Below are 9,709 nucleotides of genomic sequence, written 5' to 3'. Positions count from 1 at the left end.
GTTGGATACAGATCCTGGTCTATTGCGGGATCGTCATATTGCTGGTGAAGCCGCTCGGCGGCTACATGCACCGCGTCTTCGACGGCGACCGGACGCTGCTCTCGCCCGTCTTCGGCCCGCTCGAGCGCGGGCTGTACCGTGTTTGCGGAACCAGCGAACGGGAGGAACAGCACTGGACCACCTATGCGGTCGCCCTGCTGCTCTTCAACCTTGCCGGCTTCCTGGTGCTCTACGCCCTGCAGCGCCTGCAGGGCAGCCTGCCCTACAACCCGGCCGGCATGACAGCGGTTGAACCAGGGCTCGCCTTCAACACCGCCGCCAGCTTCATGACCAACACCAACTGGCAGAACTATGGTGGCGAGAGCACGATGTCCTATCTCGTGCAGATGGCTGGGCTGACGGTGCAGAACTTCGTTTCGGCGGCCACGGGCATTGCCATAGCCATCGCGCTGATCCGCGGCTTTGCCCGGGCTTCGGGCAAGTCGATCGGCAATTTCTGGGTCGATATGACCCGCTCCACACTCTATTTGCTGCTGCCGTTCTGCGTCGTGCTGACGCTGGCCTATGTCTGGCTCGGCATGCCGCAGACGCTGGGCGCCTATGTCAACGCCACGACGCTCGAAGGCGCGCAGCAGACCATCGCCGTCGGCCCGGTCGCTTCGCAGGTGGCCATCAAGATGCTCGGCACCAATGGCGGCGGCTTCTTCAACGCCAATGCCGCGCACCCGTTCGAGAACCCCGACGCGATCTCCAACCTGATCCAGATGGTGTCGATCTTCGCCATCGGCGCCGCCTTGACCAATGTCTTCGGCCGCATGATCGGCAACCAGCGCCAGGGCTGGGCGATCCTCTCGGCCATGGGCGTCATGTTCATCGCCGGTGTCGCCATCTGCTACTGGGCGGAAGCCGCCGGCAACCCGCTGGTGCATGCGCTGGGCATCGACGGCGGCAACATGGAGGGCAAGGAGACACGTTTCGGCATCGCCTTGTCGGCGCTGTTTGCCGTCATCACCACGGCCGCTTCCTGCGGCGCTGTCAACGCCATGCACGGCTCGTTCACGGCGCTCGGCGGCATGATCCCGATCATCAACATGCAGCTTGGCGAAGTCATCGTCGGCGGTGTCGGCGCGGGCCTCTACGGCATCCTGATGTACATCGTCGTCGCCGTCTTCGTCGCCGGCCTGATGGTCGGTCGCACGCCCGAATATCTCGGCAAGAAGATCGAGGCCAAGGAGGTCAAGATGGCGATGCTGGCCATATTGTGCCTGCCGCTGGCGATGCTGATCTTCACGGCCATCGCCGTCGTGCTGCCGACCGGCGTGGCGTCGATGGGCAATGCCGGCCCGCACGGCTTCTCCGAGGTCCTCTATGCCTACACGTCGGCGGCGGCCAACAACGGTTCGGCCTTTGGCGGCCTCAGCGGCAACACGCCCTGGTACAACATCACCATCGGCATCGGCATGCTGATGGGCCGCTTCCTGGTCATCATCTCGGCGCTGGCCATTGCCGGCTCGCTGGTGGCGAAGAAAACGGTTCCGGCCTCCGCCGGCACCTTCCCGACCGACGGCCCGCTGTTCGTCGGGCTGCTGATCGGCGTCATCCTGATCGTCGGTGGCCTCACCTTCTTCCCCGCGCTCGCCGTCGGGCCGATCATCGAGCACCTGGCGATGGCTCACGGGCAGACCTTCTGAGACCGCCATGTCGTGGTTCAATGCCATGCGCCGCAAGGTCGCCCACAGGGACGATCACGGAAAGGAGGAGGGACCTCCTCCTTTCCCGACCCTGTCGACGTTTCTCGGCCTTGCGGCAGTCATGCTCGTCCTCTGGCTGCTGGCCTACGGGCCGCCCCATCTCTTTTCGGCATCCGATCATCCGGTGCCGTCCAACAACACCGAAGCCGGAGCTTCAAAATGAGCAACTCGAAATCAGCCAGCATCATGGATGCCAGCATCCTGCTTCCCGCCATCGGCGGCGCCTTCCGCAAGCTCGACCCGCGCACGCTGGCCAGGAACCCGGTGATGTTCGTCGTTGCCGTCGTCTCGGCGCTCACCACCGTGCTGTTCGTCAAGGACCTGGTCTCCGGCGGCGGCAATCTCGGCTTCACGCTGCAGATCATCATCTGGCTTTGGTTCACCGTGCTGTTCGCCAACTTCGCCGAAGCGGTCGCAGAAGGCCGCGGCAAGGCGCAGGCGGATTCGCTGCGCAAGGCACGCACCGAGACCAAGGCCAAGCTTTTAACCGGTGAAGACCGCACCAAATACAAACTTGTGCCCGGCACCAGCCTCAAGGTCGGCGATGCCGTGCTGGTCGAGGCCGGCGACATCATCCCGTCCGACGGCGAAGTGATCGAAGGCGTCGCTTCGGTCAACGAGGCCGCGATCACGGGCGAATCCGCGCCGGTGATCCGCGAATCCGGCGGCGATCGTTCGGCGGTCACCGGCGGCACGCAGGTGCTGTCCGACTGGGTTCGCGTGCGCATCACGGCGGCTTCCGGCCACACCTTCCTCGACCGCATGATCTCGCTGGTCGAAGGTGCGGAGCGCCAGAAGACGCCGAACGAGATCGCGCTCAACATCCTGCTCGTCGGCATGACGCTGATCTTCGTGCTGGCCACCGCGACGATCCCGAGTTTTGCTTCCTATTCGGGCGGCTACATTTCGGTGACCGTTCTGGTGGCGCTGTTCGTCACCTTGATCCCGACCACGATCGGGGCGCTGCTTTCGGCCATCGGCATCGCCGGGATGGACCGCCTGGTGCGATTCAACGTGCTGGCCATGTCGGGTCGCGCCGTGGAAGCCGCAGGCGACGTCGACACGCTGCTGCTCGACAAGACCGGCACGATCACGCTCGGCAACCGCCAGGCGACGCAGTTCCGCCCGGTCAAGGGCGTCACCGAACAGGAACTGGCCGACGCGGCCCAGCTTGCCTCGCTCGCCGACGAAACGCCGGAAGGCCGTTCCATCGTCGTGCTGGCCAAGGAGAAATACGCCATCCGCGCCCGCGACATGGCAACGCTGCACGCCACCTTCGTGCCCTTCACAGCACAGACCCGTATGAGCGGCGTCGACATCGATGGTTCGTCGGTGCGCAAGGGCGCCGTGGATTCCGTGCTTGCCCATGTCAACCAATCGACGGTCGCAGCCCATGCCACGCGGCCCGGCAGCGATACCGTCAGGGATCTCCAGGCCATCGCCGACGAGATCGCCAAGTCCGGCGGCACGCCGCTGGCGGTCGAACGCGACGGCCGCCTGCTCGGCGTCATCCACCTCAAGGACATCGTCAAGGGCGGCATCAGGGAGCGCTTCACCGAACTGCGCCGCATGGGCATCCGCACGGTGATGATCACCGGCGACAACCCGATGACGGCGGCGGCGATCGCCGCGGAAGCCGGCGTCGACGACTTCCTCGCCCAGGCCACACCGGAGGACAAGCTGAAGCTGATCCGCGACGAACAGGCCAAGGGCAAGCTGGTTGCCATGTGCGGCGACGGCACCAACGATGCGCCGGCCCTCGCGCAAGCCGATGTCGGTGTCGCCATGAACACCGGCACGGTCGCCGCCCGCGAGGCCGGCAACATGATCGATCTCGACAGCGATCCGACCAAGCTCATCGAGATCGTCGAGATCGGCAAGGCGCTCTTGATGACGCGGGGTTCGCTGACGACCTTCTCGATCGCCAACGACGTCGCCAAATATTTCGCCATCATCCCGGCGATGTTCGCCGTCTTCTACGTCGCACCGGGACAGACGACCGGTCCGCTGCAGGCACTCAACGTCATGCATCTGGCGACGCCGCAGAGTGCCATCCTGTCGGCCATCATCTTCAACGCGCTGATCATCATCGCGCTGATCCCGCTGTCGCTGAAGGGCGTCAAATATCGGGCCATCGGCGCCGGCGCGCTGCTCAGCCGCAATCTTCTCGTCTACGGCCTCGGCGGCCTCATCGTGCCTTTCGTCGGCATCAAGGCGATCGACATGATCGTCACCACGCTTGGCCTCGCTTAACTCTTTGTTTTAACGCAATTCCCTAGGGAAAACCGCTTCACACTTTTCCTGGAATTGCTTTGAGGAACATCTCCATGCTCACCCAGATAAGACCCGCGATCATCATGATCGTCTTCTTCACGGTCCTGACCGGCCTGATCTATCCCCTGGGCATGACCGGCATCGCCCAGGCGCTGTTTCCGCGGCAGGCCAATGGCAGCCTGGTCGAGAGGGACGGCAAGATCATCGGCTCCGAATCGATCGGCCAGGGGTTTGCCAGCGACAAGTATTTCCACGGCCGCCCTTCGGCTGCCGGCGACGGCTACAATGCAGCCTCCTCGAGCGGCAGCAATCTCGGCCCGACCAGTCCCAAGCTGATCGACCGCATCAAGGGCGACGCCGAGAAGTTGAAAGCGGAAAACCCGAACCAGCCTGTTCCGATGGATCTGGTGACGACGTCCGGCAGTGGCCTCGATCCCGACATCAGCCCGGAAGCCGCCTACTTCCAGGTCGCTCGGGTGGCCAAGGCCAGGGGCATCGAGGAAGCCAGGGTCAAGGCGCTTGTCGATGCCCAAGTCGAGGGCAGGGAACTCGGCTTCATGGGCGAGCCTGTGGTCAATGTGCTTGGCCTCAACCTTGCGCTGGACGTAGCGAAAGAGTGAATGGCGGCGGCCGGGGATCGACAGTACCCCCGGCGCCATCCATGATCGATCCCGATGCCTGACGACAGAAGCAGCGACACCAGACCCTCGCCCGACGCACTGCTTGACCATGCCGAGCGGGAGGGTCGCGGCCGCCTGAGAATTTTCCTCGGCGCGGCACCGGGCGTCGGCAAAACCTATGAGATGCTGATGTCGGGCCGCGCCAGGCTGGCCGACGGCGTGGATGTGGTGATCGGCGTCGTCGAGACGCATGGCCGCAAGGAAACAACGGCCCTGGTCGAGGGCTATGAGGTCATTCCCCGCCGCAAGGTCGACTACAAGGGGCGTATCCTCGACGAGATGGATATCGACGCCATCCTCGCCCGGCGCCCGGCGCTGGTTCTTGTCGACGAGCTCGCCCACACCAACGCGCCCGGCAGCCGCCACCCCAAGCGCTACCTCGACGTCCAGGAGATCCTGACGCACGGCATCGACGTCTATACGACGCTTAACATCCAGCATGTCGAAAGCCTGAACGACGTCGTCGCCCAGATCACCAAGGTCAGGGTTCGCGAGACGGTTCCCGATTCCATCATCGACCAGGCCGACGATGTCGAGATCATCGATCTCACCCCCGACGACCTGATCAAGCGGCTCGAGGAAGGCAAGGTCTATTTCCCCAACACCGCGCAGCGCGCGATCGAGAACTATTTCTCGCCGGGCAATCTGACGGCGCTCAGGGAACTGGCGCTGCGCCGCACCGCGCAGCGTGTCGACGACCAGTTGCTCATCCATATGCAGGCGCACGCCATTCCAGGACCGTGGGCGGCAGGCGAAAGGGTCCTCGTCTGCCTCGACGCGCGACCTGGAGGAGCGGCCCGCGTGCGCTATGCGCGCAGGCTGGCCGACCGGCTGCGTGCGCCGTGGACGGCGCTGCACGTCGACAGCACGCGCTCGGCCAGCATGCCCGAGAATGACAAGGACCGGCTGGCGACGAACCTGCGCCTTGCCCAGCAGCTTGGCGCCGAGGTGACGACCATTCCGGGTCAGAATGTGGCGCAGGACATCGTGCGTTATGCGACGGCGAACAATTTTACCCATATCGTCGTCGGCAGGCCGACCCGGTCGCGCTGGCGCGAATTGATCGAAGGCTCGCTCACCTACGATCTCATCCGCAATGCCGGCGATATCAGCGTCCATGTCATTTCGGGAAGCGAACGCGGCACCGAGGCGGCGTCGCGGAGCGTCAAGGCGGCCGACGAGCAGTGGCAGTTCGAAATCTGGCCCTATCTCAAGGCGACGGCCTTTGTCATCGGCTCGCTCGCCTTCGCCGTCCTTCTCGATCAGTTTCTCGACGTTCGCAATCTGGCGATCATTCTGCTCATCGGGGTGCTGGCATCGGCGGTGACCGGCGGCCTGTGGCCGGCTCTGTATGCTTGTTTCGTCAGCGCCCTTGCTTTCAATTATTTCTTCCTGGAGCCGCGCTATACGCTGACGATCAGGGATCCGGAGAGCATCGTCGCGCTTGGCGTCTTTCTCGTCGTTGCGGTCATTGCCAGCAATCTGACGGCGCGCGTGCAGCGCCAGGCGGTCGCCGCCCGCTCGCGGGCGCGGGCGACGGAGGATATCTACCTCTTTTCGAAGAAGCTCGCCGGCGCCGGGACGCTGGACGACGTCCTCTGGGCCACCGCCTTCCAGATCGCCTCGATGCTGAAGCTGCGCGTGGTGCTGCTTTTGCCGGAAGACGGGACGATCACCGTCAAGGCCGGCTATCCGCCTGATGACACGCTGGCCGAAGCCGACATCGCCGCCGCCCGCTGGGCCTGGGAGCACAATCGTGCCGCAGGTCGCGGCGCCGACACGCTTCCGGGTGCCAAGCGCCTCTATCTGCCCTTGCGGACCGGGCGCACGGCCATCGGCGTCGTCGGCCTCGACAACGACAAGCAGGGACCGTTGCTGACGCCCGAGCAGCAGCGGCTTCTCGACGCACTGGCCGACCAGGCGGCAGTCGCCATCGAGCGTATCCAACTGGTCGCCGACGTCGACCGGGCCAAGCTCGCCGCCGAGGCGGACAGGCTGCGCTCGGCGCTGCTCACCTCCATTTCCCATGATCTGAAGACGCCGCTCGCCGCCATCATGGGCGCCGCCGGCACGCTGCGGGATTTTTCAGCAGCACTTCCCGAACCGGATCGGGCCGAACTGCTGTCGACGGTGCTCGACGAATCCGAGCGGTTGAACCGCTTCATCGCCAATCTGCTCGACATGACCAAGATCGAGTCCGGCGCGATGGAGCCGAACTACGCCTTTCACTATGTCGGCGACATCGTCGGCTCCGCCCTGCAAAGGGCCAGGAAAATCATCGGCGAGCACAAGATCGAGACGGACATCCCCAGGGATTTGCCGATGTTGAAGGTCGACCCGGTGCTGTTCGAGCAAGCGTTGTTCAATCTTCTCGACAATGCGGCGAAATATGCCCCGGCCGGCTCGACGATCCGCGTCCAGGGCTGGACCGACAATGGCTCCGTCCTGCTGCAGATCATGGATGAAGGGCCGGGCATTCCTCCCGGCGATCTGGAACGGATTTTCGACACCTTCTACCGGGTGCGCAAGCGCGACCAGATCCGCGCCGGCACCGGGCTCGGCCTGTCGATCTGCCGCGGCTTCATAGAGGCGATGGGTGGCACGATCACGGCGGCAAACCGGACCGACGGTTCGGGCGCGGTCTTCACCATCAAAATGCCCAAGCCGGCAAATCCGCCCAACTTCGACGCTTCGAATACCGACGATGTGGGTGACCTGGCATGACAAACTCGAACGTCAGGATACTGGTCGTCGATGACGAGCCGCCGATCCGCAAGCTGCTGCGCGTCGGCCTCGGCAGCCAGGGCTACGCGATCAGCGAGGCGCCGAATGCCAGGGCGGCCATCGAGCTGATGGAGGCGGAGAAGCCGGACCTCGTCCTGCTCGACCTTGGCCTGCCCGGCATTAGCGGCCATGAGTTGCTGCGCAAATGGCGCGACGACGGCCTCGACATTCCGGTGGTCATCCTGTCCAGCCGGACCGACGAGGCCGGTATCGTCCAGGCCCTGGAGCTCGGCGCCGACGACTATGTCACCAAACCCTTCGGCATGAACGAACTGGTCGCACGCATCCGCGTGGCGCTCCGCCACAAGTTCCAGCAGCAGGGAGAGAAGCCGATTTTCCAGACCGGCGATCTCAGCGTCGATCTGGTCAAGCGCATCGTCAAGGTCGAGGGCAAGGAGGTAAAGCTGTCGCCGAAGGAATACGACATCCTGCGCATGCTGGTGCAGCACGCCGGCAAGGTGCTGACCCACCATTTCCTGTTGAAGCAGGTCTGGGGCGACTCGTCCGACGTGCAGTATCTCAGGGTCTATGTGCGCCAGCTCAGGCAGAAGATCGAGAAGAGCCCCGACCAGCCACGCTACATCACCACCGAGACCGGCGTCGGCTACCGCCTGCGCGAGGTCGAATGAGCGGGTTGGGCGCTTCTAGCCAGTAGCTTCCAGCTGCTGGCCAAGCGGCTTGGAAACCCGCAAGGCCGCGAGACAGCCGACAATGCCGAGCGGGACGAAGGCAAGAAACAGCCAGGACGCGACATTCGCCGCCGCGTCGTGGTTCAAACCTTGCGAAAAGCCGCTGGCATTGGCGACGATGCCGGCAAGGGCTGCACCCACGGCGTAGCCGATGCGCTGCATGGTCGGCACCGCCGCCGAGGCGATGGTCTGCTCGCTCTTCGGGGCGGAGGCGACGATGACGCGTGTCAGGAACGGCCAGGCGATGCCGAAGCCGCCGCCTTGCAACAGGGCACAGATCAGGATGAGCGGGATGGAGCCCAGGGGTATCGTGTAGGCAAAGCCGGCGATGCCGGCCGCGATCATCACCGCGCCGCCGATGATGATCAGCCGCTCGCGCCGCGGCGGCGCGTTGGCGACCAGGATCGACAGGATCGACCAGGCGATCGATTCGGCGGCGATGATGTAGCCGGTGGTCAGCAGCGGAATGTCGTGAAGGCTGGTCAGCAGCAGCGGCCCGTAGACGCCGAAGGAACAGGTGGCCACCGAAAAAGCGGCAACCATGGTCATGCCGGCGCCGACCGGCGTGCGCCATGAGAACAGCCGCGCCGGGAACAGCCGCGAAAGCGGCTTCAGCGCGTCGATGGTGAAGAACAGCAGCAGGCCGATGAGGCCGAAGGCCATCAGCAGCGAAGAGCGCAGCAAGGCGATGTCGACGCCGGCCGAGGCGATCAGCACCACGGCAACGGCAAGGCAGGCAAGGGCCGCGAACGGGAAGGGCGGCGCCCCGCCTGCGCTCGCCTTCGGCCTCGTCGCCTCCGGCGTGTCGAGCACGATGAAACTTGCCAGCGCCATGGCTGCGCCGCCGAGGGTGAAGATGCCGAAGGCCCAGCGCCATGACAAAAGCTCGGTCATGATCGCGCCGAGCAATGGTCCGCTGAAGGCGGCGACGCCCCAGATCGCCGACATGATGCCGAAAAGCTGCGGCCAGATGGCGCGCGAGAACAGTCGTTCGACCGAGACGAAGGCCAGCGACACCAGCGCACCGCCGCCAAGTCCTTCGATCAGGCGGCCGGCGAGGAACAGTTGCATGGAAGGCGAGGTGGCGCAGATCAGGGCGCCTGCTGCGTAGAGCAGGGCTGCGACCACCATGTTGGTGCGCAAGGGGACATAACTCACCAGCCGTCCGGCGGCCGCGCCGGCAACGATGGCACCGAGTTCGTAGATCGCCAGCGACCAGCCGACGAGCTGCACGCCCGCCAGTTCGCCGACCATGGCCGGCATCACCGTTGCCACCATCGTCTCGTTGGTGGCGTGCAACAGGATGCCGAGGCTGATGAAGCAGAAGCGCGCCAGGTCGCCGCTTGCCCATAATCCGCGCCAGTCGACCTTGTTTGTGCTGATCTCGGTCATTTCCACCCCTGTCTTGCATATCTCGACGCCAGCGCAGGACGCCAGAAGCCAGTGCGGCTTTCCGGCAGGACCATGCGGTTCGACAGCGCCGGATCGGGCGCCGCATCGAGGCGTTGTTTCGTTCGGGGCAGGCTTGTAA

Annotated in this window: 7 protein-coding genes; 6 read left to right on the top strand and 1 reads right to left on the bottom strand. The window is 64.7% G+C overall.

Annotated features, from left to right (window positions below):
* From kdpA to EN994_RS07045, 6 genes are all read left to right on the top strand, one after another.
* Positions 1-1,691: potassium-transporting ATPase subunit KdpA (gene kdpA, locus EN994_RS07070; RefSeq protein ID WP_127307458.1), on the top strand; the 1,691-nt coding region annotated here is incomplete at its 5' end.
* Positions 1,692-1,716: 25 nt separating this feature from the next.
* Entirely contained in the window at positions 1,717-1,914 is a 198-nt protein-coding gene (locus tag EN994_RS07065) for a hypothetical protein (protein WP_224621338.1), read from the top strand.
* Positions 1,911-4,004, top strand: coding sequence for a potassium-transporting ATPase subunit KdpB (kdpB, locus tag EN994_RS07060; RefSeq protein WP_063168982.1), 2,094 nt, complete (start codon positions 1,911-1,913; stop codon positions 4,002-4,004). Before EN994_RS07065 ends, kdpB begins: the two co-directional genes overlap by 4 nt.
* A gap of 74 nt (positions 4,005-4,078) precedes the next feature.
* A complete protein-coding gene (kdpC, locus tag EN994_RS07055; RefSeq protein ID WP_063168981.1) occupies positions 4,079-4,645 on the top strand; it encodes a potassium-transporting ATPase subunit KdpC in 567 nt (188 codons plus the stop codon).
* Positions 4,646-4,699: 54 nt separating this feature from the next.
* A complete protein-coding gene (locus tag EN994_RS07050) occupies positions 4,700-7,429 on the top strand; it encodes a sensor histidine kinase KdpD (RefSeq protein WP_063168980.1) in 2,730 nt (909 codons plus the stop codon).
* Complete coding sequence (locus EN994_RS07045; RefSeq protein ID WP_063168979.1) at positions 7,426-8,118, top strand: response regulator transcription factor; 693 nt, start codon at positions 7,426-7,428, stop codon at positions 8,116-8,118. Before EN994_RS07050 ends, EN994_RS07045 begins: the two co-directional genes overlap by 4 nt.
* 15 nt (positions 8,119-8,133) lie before the next feature.
* Here EN994_RS07045 and EN994_RS07040 read toward each other — a convergent pair whose 3' ends face one another.
* Positions 8,134-9,570 (bottom strand): MFS transporter, encoded by a 1,437-nt coding sequence (locus EN994_RS07040; protein WP_063168978.1) that lies wholly within the window; start codon positions 9,568-9,570, stop codon positions 8,134-8,136.
* Positions 9,571-9,709 lie beyond the last annotated feature (139 nt).

Origin of the sequence: Mesorhizobium sp. M7A.F.Ca.CA.002.09.1.1 (assembly GCF_003998555.1) — a bacterium.
Taxonomy (GTDB): Bacteria; Pseudomonadota; Alphaproteobacteria; order Rhizobiales; family Rhizobiaceae; genus Mesorhizobium; species Mesorhizobium ciceri.
Note: the sequence above shows the minus strand (reverse complement) of the source record. Positions and strands in the feature narration are given on the sequence as shown.

What these genes read in the sequence shown, in the direction of transcription:
- EN994_RS07065 (WP_224621338.1), top strand. Translation starts at nt 1,717, where the DNA reads ATGCGCCGCAAGGTCGCCCACAGGGACGATCACGGAAAGGAGGAGGGA.
- kdpB (WP_063168982.1), top strand. Translation starts at nt 1,911, where the DNA reads ATGAGCAACTCGAAATCAGCCAGCATCATGGATGCCAGCATCCTGCTT.
- kdpC (WP_063168981.1), top strand. Translation starts at nt 4,079, where the DNA reads ATGCTCACCCAGATAAGACCCGCGATCATCATGATCGTCTTCTTCACG.
- EN994_RS07050 (WP_063168980.1), top strand. Translation starts at nt 4,700, where the DNA reads ATGCCTGACGACAGAAGCAGCGACACCAGACCCTCGCCCGACGCACTG.
- EN994_RS07045 (WP_063168979.1), top strand. Translation starts at nt 7,426, where the DNA reads ATGACAAACTCGAACGTCAGGATACTGGTCGTCGATGACGAGCCGCCG.
- EN994_RS07040 (WP_063168978.1), bottom strand. Translation starts at nt 9,570, where the DNA reads ATGACCGAGATCAGCACAAACAAGGTCGACTGGCGCGGATTATGGGCA.